The organism is Pararcticibacter amylolyticus (genome assembly GCF_003130405.1).
GTDB lineage: Bacteria > Bacteroidota > Bacteroidia > Sphingobacteriales > Sphingobacteriaceae > Arcticibacter > Arcticibacter amylolyticus.
The window spans coordinates 179357-198246 of sequence record NZ_QEAS01000008.1; the positions used below are offsets into that span (position 1 = coordinate 179357).

Annotated in this window: 5 protein-coding genes; 3 read left to right on the forward strand and 2 right to left on the reverse strand. The window is 45.5% G+C overall.

From position 1 onward, the window contains the following. Positions 1-343: 343 nt before the first annotated feature. Positions 344-15367 (forward strand): MBG domain-containing protein, encoded by a 15024-nt coding sequence (locus tag DDR33_RS11290; RefSeq protein WP_109415892.1) that lies wholly within the window; start codon positions 344-346, stop codon positions 15365-15367. A gap of 114 nt (positions 15368-15481) precedes the next feature. On the opposite strand, the gene DDR33_RS11295 is transcribed toward DDR33_RS11290, so the two are convergent. Together DDR33_RS11295 and DDR33_RS11300 are read right to left on the reverse strand one after the other, a co-directional pair. After that, positions 15482-17116 carry an ABC-F family ATP-binding cassette domain-containing protein gene (locus DDR33_RS11295; protein WP_109415893.1) on the reverse strand — a complete coding sequence of 545 codons (1635 nt, stop codon included), beginning with the start codon at positions 17114-17116 and terminating at the stop codon, positions 15482-15484. A gap of 75 nt (positions 17117-17191) precedes the next feature. Then, positions 17192-17623, reverse strand: a complete 432-nt coding sequence (locus DDR33_RS11300; RefSeq protein ID WP_109415977.1) for a VOC family protein — start codon at positions 17621-17623, stop codon at positions 17192-17194. A gap of 201 nt (positions 17624-17824) precedes the next feature. Between DDR33_RS11300 and DDR33_RS11305 the strand changes: the two genes are divergently transcribed. Together DDR33_RS11305 and DDR33_RS11310 are read left to right on the forward strand one after the other, a co-directional pair. Beyond that, positions 17825-18322 carry a hypothetical protein gene (locus tag DDR33_RS11305; RefSeq protein ID WP_109415894.1) on the forward strand — a complete coding sequence of 166 codons (498 nt, stop codon included), beginning with the start codon at positions 17825-17827 and terminating at the stop codon, positions 18320-18322. Between the two features lie 6 nt (positions 18323-18328). Beyond that, positions 18329-18829, forward strand: coding sequence for a GNAT family N-acetyltransferase (locus DDR33_RS11310; RefSeq protein ID WP_109415895.1), 501 nt, complete (start codon positions 18329-18331; stop codon positions 18827-18829). Positions 18830-18890: the final 61 nt, after the last annotated feature.

Here is an 18890-nt window from a genome sequence, read left to right on the forward strand (position 1 = left end):
TCATTACCATCAGGTAGCCTTAACCCTCCATGTCCACCGATCTGAAATTTTCAGCGACAGGTGCATTCAAGCAGGCTAATATTTTATCAACAAAAGAGGAGGGGAACACGGTTCGCATCACCTGTCACTTGAATGAAAAACCTCAGCCCTCCGGTCGCAGAAATTTTCTTTAAAATTCCCGCAACCTTCGCCCTGGCTTTTTCGTAAGCGTCAAATGGCGAGGAATAAATTCTTGTCATACTGCAGATTGCAGGAGTGAACAAGAAAGAATTTCAGTTTGGTAACAAACGGCTAAATCCGTCCCAGGCAGCCAGAAAAGTAGAAAAAATAGAAATAAAAATAGATGAGACAGGTAGACTCAACAAGAAGGAGAAAGGCAAAAGGTATAGTCTTGTTCGCCTTATTATGTATCGGTACCCTCTTTAACAGCAGTGCGTATGCCCAGGCCTCCTGGGCCGACTATGCGATCGATGGGTTAATCTCGAAACGAACGTACAGCCGATTAACGCCCACTTCAGTTCAGCTGCAGACATACAATGAGAATCAAACCAGTTGGGGGGCATACCTCGAGTCTAATAATGCAACCGGGATTTACCACGCAGTAGAATCAAGTGCTACAAGAGTTTTTCTCTCGCAGGTTAATGGAGGAATATATTATTACTCAATTCAGGGGTTCATTCCCGGGATGATACTGACGGGTGTTGGTTGGGGTTGGAAGAGTACGACTATCGGTACGATACCGGGAACCACCTATATTTTTTGCGGTTGGAGGGATTGGAAATTTGCCGGGAGATGGCAAGGAATCTCATCATATGCGAGAGTTACTACACCTGTCCAAATTGAAAGTATAACCCGTAATGGATCTTTACAGAACAGTGCTGATGATCAGGTTATTTTTAAGGTTACGTTTACAGGCAGGATTTTAGGATTAACAAAAGATAATTTTTCATTAGTAAACGATGACAAGGGTTTGCCAAATGCAACTATCACGAGTGTCCAGCAAGGTAGCGCTTCCAATGCAGATGAGTCTAGAGCATGGTACGTGACAGTAGCAACTGGTTTTGCGAAGGGAGAGCTAGGTATTAAAATGATTAAACGAGATGGAATGGTAAGCCAGTCGTATTTAGACCGGGATCCATCTATAAGCGCGTCTTCTTACGATGTTTTCATGTATAATGATTCGTTTACCCCGGTGAAGACTCTCCCCGACGGCCAAACGGTTTCTATTAACGAAACTTTTTCAGTTAACCGCCAATTCTCTTTTACTTCTGTTAAGCCTTCCTTTGGAGGTACTACCGGCAATTACAAAACAATAGATTTTGAAATAAAGACCGACCGTCAGGTAAACGGGTTAAATAAGGATTATTTCCCGATTGTTACTACCGGAAACGTGGTTGCTAACTTTGCATCGGCTACGAAAACCGGCAGTGACGGGCTTACCTGGACGTTAAGGCTTAATGTTGTAAGCGGAACAGGTACAGTGAATATAAAAACAAAAAATGATGCCACCGGTATTACGAGTCCTGAAAGTAACGACCCTCTTATAGTGGCTGCCAATAGTCCTGTCCTGACCAGTGATAAATATACAATAATCGATGTTCCGGTTATCACCGGCATCTCGCCGTTGATGGCCAAACCGGGTGATGTTTTAACCATTACCGGAAGCGGATTTATAACCGGGCAGAACGTCGTTTATTTCGGTGGAATAAAGGCCACAGATATCGTATCCCAATCACCAACTGAAATAAAAGTAACTGTCCCGGCAGGATCCGGCTTTGCAGCTCCTGCGGTACAAAATGCTCCTTCCGGCCTTATTGCTTACTCTCCGGTGATGTTCAGTATCCTGAATGACCGGAATGATGATGGAGTAAACGTTTTTAGTTTTGAACAGAACAAAAGAGCGATAACTCTTACAGGAGCAAATTTCAGGTCTGTAAGGGCTGCCGATTTCAACGACGACGGGTTTCCCGATCTTGCTGTAACCAGCAGTGATCAGAAGAAAATCCTCATATACATGAATAATAAGTCGGGTGTTTTTTCTCTGTCAAAAGAAATCACATTACCTAATACAGGTTATGCACTGACCACCGGTGATATTAATGCAGATGGTAAACTGGATCTGATCGCTTCTACTGTTGCCGGTGCAGACCATGTTATTTTGGTCTACACGAACACTTCCAGTACCAGCACCATCAATTTCAATACTACACCGGTACAGATCTCTACAGGGGCTGCTGGTTCAATTACGAATGTAGCGGTCGCTGATATAGACCGTGATGGCAGGGCAGATATTATTGCTGCAATAGACCTGACAAGCTCTGTTTATGTTTATCGTAATACAACCCCATGGCCGAACGCGCCTATGACTTTTGCCGGCAAGGCCGAAATCAAATCAGGCAAGACCGGCGTCAGAGGGCTGATCGCAGGAGATCTTGATAAAGACGGCAAACCGGAAATCATCATTGGTGATTATGGCTCCAGTTCTGTTGTCGGTACGACTGTTACGATCTTTAAAAACAACACCACTCCCGGAAGCATTACAGCGGCCAAACTTACAGAACAAAACACTGTACTTACGGCGGCTGGAAGCAATCCACTAGGCCTCGCACTCGGTGACCTGGACGGAGATGGTTACCCTGACCTTGTAGTAGAAAGTGCATCGGACAACCTGGCGGTCTATCTTAACAAAAATGGTGTGATAGATAATGCCAGTAAGCAGGTATATCCTTTTGCAGCACTAGGGAATGGAGAAGTAGCCATCCGCGACCTCAATGGCGATGGTAAACCCGAGATTATAGCATCTCATTCCGCCAATGCGGGGATCAGCATATTCAGGAATAACATCACGGCAGCCGGAGCCCTCAATGCTTCGTCTTTCAGTCGTTCTGACTATAAGACAGGAACCGGAGCTCAGTCACTGGCAATTGCCGATTTTAATAAAGATGGAAAAGGAGATATTGCTGTCGCAAATACGACAGACGCCTCTATTTCTATTTTCTTTTACAAGGTGCCTCCTGTAATTGATTCATTCTCACCCTCAGTAGTAAAAGCGGGCGAGACAATTACAATTACAGGTAAGAATTTCAATACGACGGCCGAGAACAATGTCGTTTATTTTGGAGCAGTGAAGGCTGCTGTACAGTCTGCGACATCTACGTCCCTGGTAGTGACGGTTCCTGCCGGTGCTACTTACGGTCCTCTTACAGTTCTTGATGTTACGACAAACTTAACCGGAGTATCTTCACAGAACTTCTCCGTGACCAACACGGATGATCAGCTTTTCTTTTCAGCACGGAATAATTATTCAATAGCCAATGTCACGCTTCAAAATCAATCAATGATTGCAGCTGACCTGGATGCTGACGGAAATCCTGAGCTAATCTCTGTATCGCCATCTTCCAACGGAAGTAAAATAGTGATCAACAGGAATAAGAATGGCAGCGATCCTATTAAAGCAAATTCTTTTGCCGGAACCCAGCTTAGCATCACCGGTTCAAAAAATGTGTATGCTATAGCGGCGGGCGATATTGACGGCGACGGCAAAAAAGATATCGTTGCAGCGGATTACGATGCGAACACTGTACGTGTATTGCTTAATGACGGAACCTCGCTTGCAGTGCAGTCAACAGCTTACGCTGTCGGTGGAAACCCGGCTTCTGTTACAGTTGCCGATATAGACGGTGACGGAAAACTTGACGTGATTACAGCAAACAAGAAAGACGGCAGCATCTCGGTATTGAGAAACATATCTACAGGTGCCGGCAATGTTGCTTTTGAAAGCCAGCTGACAGCATCGTCCGGAACTGCGCCTGTATGGGTAGCAGCCGCCGACGTGAATGCCGACGGCAAGCCGGAGGTGATCACAGCAAATTCAGGATCTGATAATGTCTCAGTCTTTACGAACACTACCACCGGCTCGGTGATTAGTTTTGCTGCTGCACAGGCCTACGCCACGCAGAGCAGCCCGGCTTTCGTAACCGTCGCTGATCTGGATGCAGATGGCATAGCAGACCTTGCTGTAGTCAATAAGGCAAGTGCAAGTGTCTCTGTACTGAAAAATAGTACCTCTGCCGGGAATATCTCTTTTGCTGCGGCGGTTAATTACGCAACAGGTACTAATCCGGTAGCGGTTGCGTTCGGGGATCTCAATGCAGACGGCAAACCGGAAATGGTGGTAGCCAATGCAGGCAGCAACACCATCTCCATATTTAGAAATAAGGCGGTAACGGGCAGCATTGACGCAGGCTCTTTTGAAACTAAAACAGATTATGCCACAGCTGCTGGTCCTGTTTCGGTGCTGATAGCCGACCTGAATAATAACAACAAGGCAGAAATAGCGGTAGCAAATAAAGATGGAAATTCTGTTTCGGTATTCCAGAACCAGATTCCGCCGATCATTACTGCTGTAAGTCCTTTATCAGGCGCTCCGGGTACTACTGTTACCATTACAGGTAAAAACTTCAATAAAGAAGCACAAAATAACGTGGTGTTCTTCGGTGCGGTTCAAGCTGTTGTAAGTTCAGTATCTTCAGATGGAACTTCAGTAACCGTAACAGTGCCTCAGGGTGCTACTTACCGCCCGGTATCTTTACTGGATCAGGCAACCGGCCTGACAGCTTATTCAGCAAGTGCTTTTGCTGTAACGAATGCCGTAACCGACGGATCTTTCCCTTTTGCAACCACGCTTCCAATAGCTGGCAGCAATTTGAGTTCTGTTTCAGCGGCAGACCTCAACAGCGACGGGCATACAGACCTGGTTACTGTTGATCCTAAAACAGGTAAAATATATGTAGAAAGCAATACAGGAGGTTCTAAGATCAGCACTGAGCTGTTTTCACTCCAGGATGCCGGTATTTCGGTAGATCCGGGTGCATCTTCTTTAACCACCGCGGATATTGACGGCGACGGAAAATTAGACCTCGTTCTGTCTAATTTCACAAGCAGCAAAGTGTACACGCTGTTGAATACATCTTCAGCCGGCAATTTCTCTTTTGCAGCTCCGCAGTCTTTCTCTACAGGCACCAACCCCGGATCGATATCAGTTGCTGATATCGATGGCGACGGAAAGGCCGATATCATCACAGTTGGCAAGAACACGAATGTTGCCTATGTGTTAAGAAATATTTCAGACAGGGGAGCAGAGAAATTTGAAGATCCTGCCGCAGCATTTACAGTCGGGGCTAACCCTTCTTCTGTGTCTGTACGCGACCTGAATAACGACGGTAAGCCGGAAATTGTTACGGTGAACGCCGGAACAGAGAATGCTCCCGGAAATACTATTTCAGTACTGGAAAATGTTTCAACACCAGGTATGATCAATAGCGCATCATTCAAAGCGCAGGTTGTGTATACCGTAGGTGATAAACCTTCAAGGGTTGCTATCGCTGATGCAGATGGTGATGGCTTTCCGGAACTGGCAGTAACAAGTGCCGGCACGAATACAGTATCTGTTCTGCGGAATACATCATCTGCAAATACGCTGTCATTTGATCCTGCTGTTGCTTTTGCAACAGGTACAAGTCCTGAGTTTGTTGCCTTCGGCGATATAAACGGCGACAGCAAACCGGATATGGTCGTGGTGAATATGGCAGACAATACCGTTTCTGTTTTCAGCAATACGGCTGATCAGGGAAGTATCACCAGTTCGTCTTTTGCCACTAAACAGGATTATGGAATCGGTAAAGGTGCTAATTCATTAGTGATTGCTGATCTGAACGGCGACGGACGTGCCGAACTTTCGGTAGTGAACGGTACAGAAGGAACTATTTCCATCTTAAAAAATATGCCGGTGCCGGTAGTGACTGACTTCCTTCCTAAAAGCGGGCCGTCGGCATCTACTGTGATCATCAGCGGTAAGAACTTTAATGTAAACCCCGCTAATAACATTGTGTATTTCGGCGCCTCACAGGCGGTAGTACAGTCGGCTTCTTCAACAAGCCTCACTGTACAGGTACCTGCTGGAGCCACTTATATGCCGGTATCTGTACTCGATGCAGAAAGTGGTCTTTCAGGATTTTCTTCTGATAAGTTCGTACTGACCAACCCGGGAGTAGCTGATCCGGAGCTTAAGATCTCATCTTTCAATGCTCCTGTGAATGTTCCTACACAAAATCAGCCATCTGTAGTAGCCATGAGCGATCTGGATGCCGATGGAAAAACCGATATGGTAGTAGTGAATACACAAAGTAATAGTGTAACCGTATACCATAACGAATCTGCAGACGGCAGCATTACCTCAACTTCATTCCCGGCCGCTAAGAGCGTAACCCTGGCAGTAGGCGATGCACCGAAATCAATAGTAGTAGGTGATGTGGATGGCGATGGAAAGCCTGACGTGGTCGTGAGCAATTACGCTTCCAGGACTTTCTCTGTCCTCAGAAATACATCCGCCAGCGGAAGCCTGTCTTTTGAATCGCAGGTGAGCGTTAACACCGCTTCCGGTTCAAACATGATCACCATGAACGATATGAATGGTGACGGAAAGCCGGATGTTATTACTGCCAACGCAGGTAGTTCAACAGTTTCGGTATTCCGCAATATCTCAACCGCTTCTAAGGTTGCGTTTGATGCAGCGAAAACAGATTATGCTGTAGGGGGTACTCCATGGTGGGTGACTACAGGAGATCTGAACGGCGATGGTAAACCGGAGGTAGTAACGGCTAACGCCGGAAGCAACAACATCTCGGTAATAACAAACACAGCGGGAAGAGGAGTATTTAATAGTTCTTCTTTTGCTCCCGCAGTTAATTACGCTGCGGCGGAAGGATCAAGATCTGTCGCTATAGGCGATCTGGATGCGGATGGGAAAGCAGAACTTGTGGCTGCCAATAATAAGTCAAACACGGTTTCTGTATTCCATAATACAACATCCGGAACTACTGCATCTTTTGCCTCACCTGAGAATTTTGCTACTGGAGATACGCCATACGGTGTATCAATAGGCGATGTGAACGGTGACGGTAAACCGGATGTGGTAACAGGGAACCTTCAGTCTGTTTCAGTCTTAAGGAACATCACTGAACCGGGAACAATTAACTCGTCTTCATTTGCTTCTAAAGTAGATATCAAGACGCTGAGTTCACCTCAGGTAGTGGCTATTGGCGACCTTGACAGAAATGCTGCAGCCGAGTTAGTGATAGCAAATGAATATTCCAATAATCTTTCTGTGATCTCAACAAAGATCACTGCTAAGATCACCTTCGAAGCGATTGCTAACAAGATTTATGGCGACACTGATTTTGATGCAGGTGCAACCAGCAATAACACGGCAACTCCGATTGTTTACACCAGCAGCAACAAAGAGGTGGCTACTGTTACAGCAGATGGAAAGATCCATATTACAGGTGCCGGCTTCACGGATATCAAGGCTTCACAGGCACCTAGCGGTGCATTTGCCAACGCTTCTGAAGTAACACAAAGGCTTACGGTTGAAAAGGCAACTTTAACGGTCAATGCTGTTGCTGTCAACAAAGTATACGGACACGAAAATCCGAAATACGACTATACATACACTAATTTTGTTAATGGTGAAACTGATGAGGTTTTGGAGACCAAACCTGTTCTGAAAGCAGTTTTAGATGTAACAACAAAAACGCCGGTTGAAAAGATGACCAAAACCGGCACGTATCCTGTTATCCTGAGCAATGAGCTTTCAGATAATAACTATACGTTTAATTATAACGGTGCCGATCTCATCATCAATAAGGCAAAACTTACTGCAAAAGCAAGGAATAAATCCATCGCTTTAGGCGATGCTATCCCTGCATTCGATATCGACTACAGTGGATTCGCTGGTACAGACACGAAGGAAAACGCCATTACGGCTGAACCGGTTGCAAGTCTTGACCCCAATGCAGATGTGAACACAAAAGGTGATTATGCGATCACCTTAACAGGAGGAATTGCAGAAAATTACGATTTCATCCTGGTGAATGGTTCTTTAAGCGTTGGAAAGGCAAATCCTGTCTTCACTGTTGAAGAATGGCCTGAGGAGAAAACCTATGGCGATGCCAGTTTCAGGATAAAAGTAAGTTCAACAAATGAGGAATTGCCGCTTAACTATAGCAGCAGTGACGAATCGGTTGCTTCTGTTAATCCTATCAGCGGCGAAGTAACGATCAAAACTGCCGGTACAACCGTGATCAGGGTTTCCCAGGAGCCTAGTGATAACTATGCCGGCCTGGAAGATCAGTATAAAACCTTAACGGTTAAAAAAGCGACACTTCAGGTTACAATAAAAGACGCAGAGAAGAACTACGGGAAAGCAAACCCTTCATACAAGGTTTCTTACAGCGGCTTTAAAAATGGAGAAACGGCTAGCGTGATCAACGTGCCGGCTATTGCTCTTGCTTACGAGGGCCCTGGAGTCGAAGTATCAAAAAGAACACCTGTAAACAATGGTAATCCGTATAATATCGATATTGCCGCTCAGAATCAGGCGTTTGATGATAACTACGACTTTGATTACTCTGCTGGTCCTGGTAAGCTTATCATTCATCCGGCGCCACTCACCGCCACTGCCACCAGCTACACACGTGCTTACGGAGAAAGTAATCCGGCACTGCAGGTAACATATGATGGATTTGTGAACGATGAAGTGGAATTATCTCCGGGCGTATTCACAACCCCGGCGACAGTTTCAACAACGGCAAGCGGCAATAGTCCGGTTGGTGTTTATCCGATCACTGTCAACGGAGCTATAGCACCTAACTATGTAATTACCAGCGTAGCAGGTGAACTTACAATAGAGAAAGCCAAGGTAACTGTTTCCGTAGCAAGTAAAAGCGGCAGCAAGGATATGGTGCGTACCTACGGAGAGAATAACCCTGAGTTTGAAATCACTTATAGCGGGTTTAAAAACGGGGAAACTGCAGCTGTATTATCACAGCCTGCAACAGTGCCTGCGTCGATCAATAACCGTACATCAGCAGGTATATATCCTGTGGTTGCTTCGGGTGCTCAGGCAGCAAACTACATGTTTGACTACCTTGACGACGCCATGCTGACCATCAACAAGAAAGATCTGTCAGTGAAGGCGAAAGATGCGAGCCGTAAATATGGAGCTGATAACCCTGTATTTGAATTAGAATACAACGGTTTTGTAACCGGTGATTCTGAAGCAGATATTGACACGAAACCAGTGGGTACTTCTGCCGACAGATTTGCAGCGGTTGCTTCAGGTCCTTATGTGATCAATGTATCAGGAGGTTCAGACAATAACTACAAATTCATCTATACCAACAGCGGTCATTTAACTGTCGTGAAGGCTCCGTTAATGCTCGTTGCTGAAAACAAACAACGTTTATATGGTGTGGCAAATCCTGCCTTAACCGTTCAGTACCGTGATTTCGTAAATGGAGAAACTGCTGCAACTGTCTTTGGCAGTGAGCTTCCTGAGCTGACGACTACTGCACAAACGGATTCTCCGGGCAGTGATGCAAATGGTAACGTGATCAGGTATCCTATTACCTTCAGTAAGGTGCCTGCTGCAAGTAATTATGAGATTACTACTCAGCCGGGTACATTAATTATCGGTAAAGCAACACTGACAATTGCCATTAAGAACGTGACACGCAAGTACGGACAGCAAAATCCTGCTTTTGAGTTCATCTACGATGGCTTTACAGACAATGATAATGAAAGTGTATTAAGCGTGGCACCTGTGGCTGTTACAACAGCTACCGATAAGTCTGCAGTTGGAAAATACGCGATCACATTCAGTGTCGATGCGAAAAGTGATAACTATACTATTGTGCAGCAGGGGGGAACTCTCGAGGTTGTCAAAGCTCCGCTGACACTTATTGCTCTTCCTAAGACAAAAACTTACGGAGCAGTAAATCCTCCGCTTGACTTCAAATATTTCGGTCTTGTGGCAGGTGACAATATCACGACTGCACTTACAAAACAGCCGGTTCTTGCTACTCTTGCTGAGCAATACTCGCCTGTAACTGCAGAAGGATATGATATTTTCTTTAGTGAGAATGCAGAAAGCGCCAACTATGAAATTATTGGCCCTTACAGTGATAAGTTAACCATCACTCCCGCAACTCCTTCTATCAGTTTCCCTGAAATTGCATCGAAAACATATGGAGATAACGATTTCTCAGTCGGCGCACAGACCGATAACACGGAGGCTGCACTGACTTACAGCAGCAGTAACGAAGCAGTAGCTACTGTGGATATGTACGGAACTGTACATATTGTGGCGGCCGGAGAAGCGGTGATCAAAGTAAGCCAGGCTGCGACGGCTAATTATGCAGCCGGAGAAAAGACGCAGAATCTGCAGGTGGCAAAAGCTGTACTGACAGCTAAAGCTTTAGATGCTTCCAGAGTTTATGGAGACGAGAACCCTGCATTCACAATTGAATACTCAGGTTATGTTAATGGCGACGAAGCAAAGACCGGTGTAATCACAACTCCTCCTGCTGTATCGACAACTGCAACTAAAATATCTCCGGTAGGTGATTACCTGATCACTGTAGGAGACCAGGGCGTGGCTAAAAATTATACTATCGTACCGGTGCAGAGCGGAAAACTTAAGATATCTGCTGCCGAACTGACGATCACTGTAGATAATAAGACCAGGGTTTACGGAGACGAGAATCCTGAACTGACCCTCACTTATAGCGGGTTTAAGAACGATGATAGTGTAAATAAACCAGGGGTGTTTACAGAACTTCCGGTGACCACCACTACAGCGCTGAAAAGCTCACCGGTAGGAGAGTATCCTATTCAGACAACTACAGGTGTGGCTCCTAACTATTTTATTCCTTCGGTGGACGATGGTAAGCTTAGCATTACAAAAGCAACCCTGACAGCCAGAGCAGAGGATAAATCCAAAGTGTACGGAGACGCGAATCCGGTACTTACCATTAAGTATTCCGGTTTCAGGAACAACGATGATGAGAATACTCCTGATCTGTTTACCAAGGCTCCTGAAGCAAGTACAACTGTTAATGAACAATCACCGGTTAACACGTATGTGATTAACGTATCGGCTGATGCTCAGTCAGCAAACTACGAGGTGGTTACAGAGACTGGTATATTAAAGGTGACTCCGGCTGAGCTGACAGTTACGGCTAACGACGCGGAAAAAGTATACGGAACGGTGAATCCGCCATTGACTGTATCGTATTCCGGATTCAAAAACGGAGAGGATGAAAACGTAGCTGGTGTGCTGACAAAAGCCACTGCAGTTACCTCTGCAACCGTAAAATCCGCTACCGGAACATACGACATTAACCCTGTTGGTGCAGTTGCTGGTAACTATACTATCAAAAATGTAAAAGGTACATTAACAATAAAAAGAGCGGTGCTGACTGCCAAAGCTGATCAGCAGAGCAGGGTATACGGAGAAGAGAATCCATTGTTAACAATCGGGTATACCGGATTTGTAAATGGAGACACCAAAGCCGATATCGACAAGCTGCCGACCGCAACAACTTTAGCGGATAGGAGCTCAGGCGTTGGTCAGTATGACATCCTGGTTAACGCAGATGGTCTGGATAATAATTATGAGATCATGCCGGAAGGAAACAAACTGATCATAACAAAAGCCATGCTGATAGCAAAAGCTGATAATAAGTCGAGAGACTACGGAGTAGAAAATCCGAAATTAACAGTTACCTATACAGGCTTTGTTAATGATGACAATGAAAGCATGATCGACGTAAGACCTGTATTGTCAACCAACGCTACTGTAGCATCTCCTAAGGGTGATTACGATATCACAGTAGCAAATGCCAGCGACAATAATTACGATTTCAACTATGTGAAGGGTGTATTATCAGTTGGTAAGCTGGAAGCTGTGATAACAGCTGGTGAGATGCCTTCAGGCCTGATATATGGTGCGGCAGACTTCACAATCCCTGCTTCAAGCAATAACTCTTCATCCCCTGTTCAGTTTAACAGCAGTAATACTGCAGTTGCCAGGGTAGATGAGAATGGAAAGGTTCATATTGTGGGAGCAGGAACAACTGTTGTCCGCATCTTCCAGCCAGCGAGTGGTTCGTATGGTGCTTCAGAAGATGTGTACAGAACATTGACTGTGGGCAAAGCTCCGTTAAGTATTACGGTAAATAATGCTGTGAGAAATTATGGAGAAGATAACCCTGACTTTACAGTAGTATACGATGGCTTTGTAAACGGTGAAAATGAAACTGCACTGTCTGCACAGGCCAAAGCTACCACTACTGCAGCTAAAAACTCGCCTATCGGCTCGTATCCGATAATGGTGTCAGGTGCAGCATCGGCTAATTACGAAATTAGCTACGGGGCAAACGGAGTGCTGACCATTGGTATTGTGAGTGCGAAGATCTCTATTGCCCAGTTACCACAGAAAACGTATGGTGATGCAGACTTTAAGGCTGCAGTAACTACGAATAATCCGGAATCGACAGTGAATTACGTCAGCAGCAATCCGGGCGTGGCTACGGTGGATGCAGACGGAACTATTCACATCAAGGGTGCCGGATCTACGGTAATCACCGTGTCTCAGGATGCCAGTGCTAACTTTAGCCAGGGTGTCAATGCGTCTTCTACTTTAACTGTAGCGCAGAAATCACTTAAGGTAGTTGCAGAAAACAAGAGCAAGAAGCAGGGAGAAGATAATCCGCTGCTGACTTACCGCTACGAAGGCCTGGTAAACGGGGATAATGAAACGGCAGTAAATGCGGGTACCATTGTTACCTCAGCCACTAAAACTTCAGCTGTAGGCCCTTACTCGATCACGGTAGCAAACTTCAGTGCTGCGAATTATGTTATCAGTCACCAGCCGGGAGTGCTTATTGTAAATCCTGCTGCCAGCGTGATCACATTTAACAGCATTGAGTATAAGAAGTATGGCGATGCCGACTTCACTCTGAATGCAACCACTACTTCAGACGGTAAAATATCGTACAGCATCATTAATGCAAATACAACGAATCCGGCAGCAACCGTAGATCCTTCTACCGGGCGGGTACATATTCTGAATGCCGGAAACGCAACGATCACTGCTACTGTAACAGGCAGCTCAGGCTACTCAACATCTCAGGATGTTACGCAGCAGCTGACAGTGCTGAAGGCAACTCCGGTGATCACATTTGCTGAAATAGGTTCGAAGACTTACGGAGATGCTGATTTCTCTGCCAACGCATCCAGCACCAGTGCTGAAAGCATGCTGACTTATACAAGTACAGCAGTAAGCGTAGCCAGTGTGAATGCGGGCGGAACCATTAAGATCAACAGTGGTGGTTTCACCAATATCACGGTAGCTCAGCCTTCTTCTCTGAATTATGAGGCTGCAGTTCCGGTGAGCCGCACCCTGGAAGTAGCCAGGAATATCCCTGCAATCGTTCTGCAGCCAATGACTGCCAAAGTGTTCGGAGACGCACCATTTACTCCTGTAGTAACAGGCGCAACCGGAACTGTTACTCTTACCAGCAGCAACAGCAAAGTAGCTGTCATTGCAGACGGACAGGTTTATATTATAGGGGTTGGTTTTGCTAAGATCACCGCTACACAGGCCGAAAATGGAAACTCTGTAGCCGTGAGCGACGCCAAATACCTGGAAGTGCTGCCTGCTACACCGGGCGTAAGCCTTGGTGACCTGGCTGCTAAAATGTATGGAGATGCAGACTATGATGTTACAGCATTATCGTCTAACACAGCTGCTCCTCTCAATTACAGCAGCAGTAATGTAGCTGTGGCCACCATTTCAAACGGCAGAATCCATATCACGGGTGCCGGTAAAACTAAAATTACCGTGTCACAGGCCGCAAGCGGAAATTACGGCCCGGCTTCAGCTGAAAAAGAGCTCGTTGTAAAACCAGCTACTATCACAGTAACTGCGGAAGATAAGATTAAAATTGAGGGTGAGCTGAACCCTGAACTGACAGTTACTTACAGCGGCTTCGTAAATAATGAATCTGAAAGTGTGCTGAATGTACAGCCGGTAGCAACCAATTCAGCTGATCAGACGACAGCCCCTGGAATATATCCGATAGCGGCATCTGGCGGCGAAGATGACAATTACACCTTCGTGTACAAACCGGGCAAGCTCACGATTCTGCAGATAGCCAGGCTGACGCTGAATACACTGCCTGTTAAAACGTATGGTGACGCTGATTTCAAAGTAGCGGCCACCAGCAATAACAGCAATATTCCGGTTGTCTACAAAGGCGATAACCCACAGGTAGCTACTGTAGACCAGTACGGTAACGTCCATATCGTAGGCAACGGAACAGTTACCATCACTGCTTCCCAGGGCGGAGACCTCGTCTTCACGCCGGCAGAGAGTGTAACGCAGGTTTTAACAGTGAAGAAAGCTATATTGACAGTAACTGCAGACAGCAAAGTTGCAGTGGTTGGAACATTCCCTCAGTTTACTGTTTCTTACTCAGGGTTTGTATATAACGAAACAACGGCTGTGTTGCTGACACAGGCAAAGGCTTCTGTTGCAACAAATGGCCTGATTGCCGGAACATATCCGATAACAGCAAGCGGAGCTTCAGCTAAAAACTATGACATGAACTATGTTGAGGGAACATTGATGCTGGCAACCGACGGATTAACATTCCTGTTCGATCCGATGCCGGAGAAAACATACGGTGACGCAGATTTCAATCCTGGTGCTTACACCAATACCGGTGCTAGCATCTACTACACGAGTCTGAATACACAGGTAGCTGTCATTGTAGACAACAAAGTGAAGATTGTCGGTGCAGGTCACGCAGAAATTGTAGCAACTGTTCCCGGTTTAGATCCAGCCAAGAATCTGGTTCATAAACAAACGCTTACAGTGAAGAAGGCGCCGCAGACCATTACATTCCAGCCTATTCCTGTGCTGGAAAGAGGTGCCGAAGCATATCGTTTGATTGCAACTTCCAGCTCCGGGCTACCGGTGCAGTTTGCCGGCACGAACAGTTTTGTTGGTAAACTTGACGGTGATCTGCTAACTCCGGGAAGCATTGGAAACGCGAAGATCATTGCTTCACAGGCTGGTAACGAAAATTACCTTCCGGCAGCTGATGTAACGCTATCCTTCGAAGTAGTTGACCCGGCTGGAAATAAGATCAGATTTCCAAAGGTGTTAACACCTAACGGTGACGGTATTAACGATCAGTTCTACATTGAGGGGATCAGTAATTACCCTGAGAACCGCCTGGTAATTGTTAACCGTAACGGAACGAAGATCTATGAAGCCAGAAATTATAACAACGGTGATGTATCGTTCAATGGCAAAGAATTCTTCGCAGGCGGTGCGACTGCCCGCAGGGAGATGTCGCCTGAAGGAACCTACTTCTATATCCTCGAATACAAAACAGCAGACGGAAGCATGAAGAAGCTGACAGGTTACTTTGTACTGAAGTACACTGCTAATCCTTAAGCTTATCCTGCTCGTTCCGATCAGCAAAGCAAATAACGAAGAAGCCCCGGGGACTATCCGGGGCTTCTTTTATATACAAGCATTTTTTGCTTATTCCACGCAGGCCATCGTCAGTTAACCTTTCTCAATCTCCTTCAGGCTCGTCATTTTCTTGTAAGCCAGGAACCCTTTAATATCTTCGAAGTGTTCGCGAACCCGTTTATTGCCAAATTCAAAGACTTTCTGCGCCAGCCCGTCCAGGAAATCACGGTCGTGCGATACCAGGATGAGAGTACCGTCGAAATCCTGCAAAGCTTCTTTAATAATGTCCTTGGTCTTCATATCCAAATGATTCGTCGGCTCATCGAGGATCAATACATTTACAGGTTCCAGCAGCAGTTTGATCATCGCTAAGCGGGTTTTCTCGCCGCCCGAAAGCACCTTAACCTTTTTGGTGGTATCGTCTCCGCTAAACATGAAAGCACCCAGGAGGTCTTTGATCTTTATCGTTCCGTCACTTAAGGGGATCTGGTCAATTGTATCAAATACTGTTAAGTTTTCATCCAGCAATGCCGCCTGATTCTGAGCGAAATAACCGATTTTTACATTATGCCCGATTTTTAAACTTCCCTCAAAATCGATCTCGTTCATAATAGCCTTGATCATCGTCGACTTACCTTCGCCATTTTTGCCGACAAAAGCTACTTTTTGTCCCCGCTCAATCACCATCGACGCCTTCTCGAATACCACATGATCACCGTAGGATTTGGTCAGCTCTTCCACGATCACCGGATACTGGCCCGAACGCGGCGACGGCGGAAATTTCAGGCGCAAGGCTGAAGTATCTACTTCATCAATCTGGATTATTTCGAGTTTTTCGAGCATCTTCACCCGCGATTGTACCTGCAGGGTTTTTGAGTAGGTTCCTCTGAAACGGTCTATAAACTCCTGGTTGTCGGCGATAAAACGTTGTTGTTCTTCGTAAGCTTTCAGCTGATGCACCCGGCGTTCGGCACGCAATTGAAGGTAGTGACTGTATTTAGCTTTGTAATCATAGATGCGCCCCATGGTGACCTCAATTGTCCGATTGGTGATATTATCCACAAAAGTGCGGTCGTGAGAAATCACCATCACAGCCTTTGCAGAATTGACCAGGAAATCCTCTAACCATTGAATACTCTCAATATCCATATGGTTCGTCGGCTCATCCAGCAAGATCAGATCGGGTTTCTTTAATAAAATCTTGGCTAATTCAATGCGCATGCGCCATCCGCCCGAAAACTCAGAAGTCTGGCGGGTGAAGTCTGAGCGCTGAAAGCCCAGGCCTTTTAGTACTTTTTCTATTTCAGCATCGTAATTAGTCTCTTCTGCGGAGTAAAATTTCTCACTCAGTTCCGACACACGCTCGATCAGCTTCATGTAATCATCGCTTTCATAGTCGGTCCTGACAGTAAGTTGTTCATTCAGCTCATCCAGTTCCTTTTGCATCTGGTGCACCTCCTGGAAAGCTTTGGAGGCTTCTTCAAAAACGGTAACATTGTCCTGAGTAAGCAAATGCTGTGGCAGGTAAGCAATTACTGCGTCCTTTGGCCCTGTAACATTCCCGGTAGTAGGTTTCGCAACTCCGGCAATTATCTTTAAAATGGTCGATTTTCCCGCACCATTTTTGCCCATCAAAGCTATTTTATCGTTCTCGTTGATCGGAAAGGTCACGTCACTGAAAAGCGTGGTTCCGCCGAAGGAAACAGAAATATTATTTACATTAATCACGAAATGAGGATATTAAAATGAGCGGCAAAGATAATCTAATTTGGGAAATGGAGATCCGGTCTTTCCGTGTTTCAGTTATCTGAAATCCGGGTCAAATTCTACAATCCATTCGATACCATATTTATCCCTGAACATTCCGGCATAGGTACCCCACGGGCTGTCGCCAATAGCCCCTTCCACTTCTCCGCCGGCTGACAATCCGTTAAATATTTTATCTGCTTCTTCGCGGCTTTCGGCATTCACGTATATTTTAGACCGGTTTTCATTTTCGTTTACCCTCCCCATAAATCCGGGAATGTCGTTGGCTACTAACACGTTGTTTTTGCCAAGCGGTAAGCCGATATACATGATCTTATTTGCCTCCTCTTCGGCTATCTGGAACTCGCCGCCCGATAAATCTTTAAAGCGGATGATTTTAGTAAACTCGCCGCCAAAAACTGATTTGTAAAAGGTGAATGCTTCTTCGGCGTTGCCGTTGAAATTGATCCAGGGATTGATTGCTCTCATAATGATTGTTTTGTTTTTCAGTTTGTGTTCAGATATCAGTACTTTGTTTTCCTTAAATGAATACTTCAAAGGGGGCAACTCTCCCTTATTGCCTAAAAATAAAGATTTATTTCAATTATACCTTAAGGGCAGCGGCGCTTACTTTCTATCTCATCTTCAACAATTGCGTATGTAAAGACGTTAAATAACAATATTATGTGTATGAAATATATCACGGCAATATTTTTTCTGGTCCTGGTATCTTGTCAGCCCAGGCAGGCCAAAGAATTCGATGTCTTTCTTGATTCCACAGAGCGGAAGGTATATCGCATACTGGTGGGTGACAGCGCGGACGATATGCGCCTCAAAGCTCTGATCGAAAATAAACCAGATCTGGCGTTTTCTATAGGAAAAAGACAGGCAAATGAACTGTCTGGTGTTATCAGAGAAATTGAAAGGGCAGACGTTAATGACATTAAAGAAGCAAAAGAATTGAAGCAGGCGAGTATTCAATATTACCAGGGCCTGCTCGATTTAAAAAATGTGGATATACTGGAGGCTGAACTTATGAAAGCCGGTATGGCAAAAGCCCGGAAAACGGAATCGGATACTCTTAGTTTTCCACGGAAGCGTCTGGAGATTCATAGGATCATCAGCCAAAGAGACGAGGCAATGCACAGAGCAAGGTCCCGGTTTGAGGAAGCTAATGACCTGCAGTAGAAAGTTATGTTGATAACCGAATGGGTGCCTGACGCCTACCACGATAATGAAAATATTGTGGTAAGATCCGCTACACATGCTGACAAGGAAGTGTTGTTACAGTTCGAGCAGGACGTCATAGCTGCTGAGCGCCCTTTCGATGATACTATAAAAGAAGGGGACATCAATTATTATGATATAGACGCTATGATTAATTTGCCCAATATTCAACTATTGGTGGCGGAACTGAAAGGGCAGCTTATAGCAAGCGGATATGCCCGCATTGAGAATGCCAGCCCTTACTTAAAACACCGGCAGTATGCCTACCTCGGTTTTATGTATGTCGTGCCGGAGCACCGTGGTAAAGGTATTAATAAGCAGATTATCGGCGCCCTGCAACAATGGACCCTGAGCATGGGTGTTACGGAATTGAGACTGGAAGTGTATGAAGATAATAAGCCAGCTATCAGGGCTTATGAAAAACTTGGGTTTAAAGCCTTGTTGCTGACCATGCGTAAAGGGTCTTAGCGCTTGTTCTTCATCCGATAGTTATAGAGCCACCTGTATATTAATATATTAATTTGTTTTC

Bases quoted from the DNA above. Each gene is read 5' to 3' on its own strand.
- DDR33_RS11290 (WP_109415892.1), top strand. From the start codon at position 344: ATGAGACAGGTAGACTCAACAAGAAGGAGAAAGGCAAAAGGTATAGTC.
- DDR33_RS11300 (WP_109415977.1), bottom strand. From the start codon at position 17,623: ATGAGAGCAATCAATCCCTGGATCAATTTCAACGGCAACGCCGAAGAA.
- DDR33_RS11305 (WP_109415894.1), top strand. From the start codon at position 17,825: ATGAAATATATCACGGCAATATTTTTTCTGGTCCTGGTATCTTGTCAG.
- DDR33_RS11310 (WP_109415895.1), top strand. From the start codon at position 18,329: ATGTTGATAACCGAATGGGTGCCTGACGCCTACCACGATAATGAAAAT.